This window comes from Pelomonas sp. CA6 (assembly GCF_022549225.1).
In the GTDB taxonomy this organism is placed as follows: Bacteria; Pseudomonadota; Gammaproteobacteria; order Burkholderiales; family Burkholderiaceae_C; genus Roseateles.
Window position 1 is genome coordinate 1 of sequence record NZ_JAKZFD010000038.1, and the last position, 1,040, is coordinate 1,040.

The window sequence follows — 1,040 nt, forward strand, 5'->3', positions numbered from 1 at the left end:
GGGGCGCCGGCCTTCTGGCAGCGCTGCCGCGAGCACGGCATCAGCGTGGCCGATCTGCCGCTGCAGTTCTGGGACCAGCTGATCCAGCAGGACGAGCCCATCGCCGAGAGCCTGCGGCTGATCATCGTCGGTGGCGAGGCGATGAACCCGCGCGCGCTGGCGCGCTGGTGGCAGCGCGACGGCCACCGGCCGACGCTGCTCAACGCCTATGGCCCGACCGAGACCACGGTCAACGCGAGCTTCCATGAACCGAGCGATGGCGCCGACGAGTGGCGCGCGATCGGCCGGGCGATGGCCAACACGAGGCTGTATGTGCTGGACGGCCAGCGCCGACTGGTGCCGCCCGGCGTGGTGGGCGAGCTGTACATCGGCGGCGAGGGCGTGGCGCGGGGCTACCTGGGCCGGCCGGAGCTGACGCAGGAGCGCTTCATGGCCGATCCCTTCGTGGGCGGCGAGGCGCGGATGTACCGCAGCGGCGACCTGGTGCGCTGGCGCGAGGACGGGGTGCTGGAGTACGTGGGGCGCAACGACCACCAGGTCAAGCTGCGCGGCTACCGCATCGAGCTGGGCGAGATCGAGGCCAGGCTGCTCGCCCAGCCGGGCGTGCGCGAGGCGGTGGTGCTGGCGCGCGAGGACGAGCCGGGGCACAAGCGCCTGGTGGCCTATGTGGTCGGCGCTGAAGCGTTGGACGTTGACACGCTGCGCGCGGCGCTGGAGCAGGAGCTGCCGGCCTACATGGTGCCCAGCGCCTTCGTGCGCCTGGACGCGCTGCCGGTGACGCCCAATGGCAAGCTGGACCGCCGCGCGCTGCCGGCGCCGGATCACACCGAGCGCGACTACGAGGCGCCGCAAGGCGCGCTGGAAGCGCAGCTGGCCGCGCTGTGGGCCGAGGTGCTGCAACTGCCGCGCGTGGGCCGGCACGACAACTTCTTCGAGCTGGGCGGGCATTCGCTGCTGGCGGTGACGCTGATCGAGCGCATGCGCCAGGCGGGCCTGGCCAGCGACGTGCGCGCCTTGTTCAGCGCGCCCAGCCTGGCGCA

1 protein-coding gene is annotated in these 1,040 nt (G+C 72.8%); it reads left to right on the plus strand.

The window, feature by feature from the left end; genetic code table 11:
* Nucleotides 1-1,040, plus strand: a 1,040-nt coding sequence (locus LZ017_RS21760; protein WP_241399027.1) for a non-ribosomal peptide synthetase, incomplete at both ends; no start/stop codon positions are given.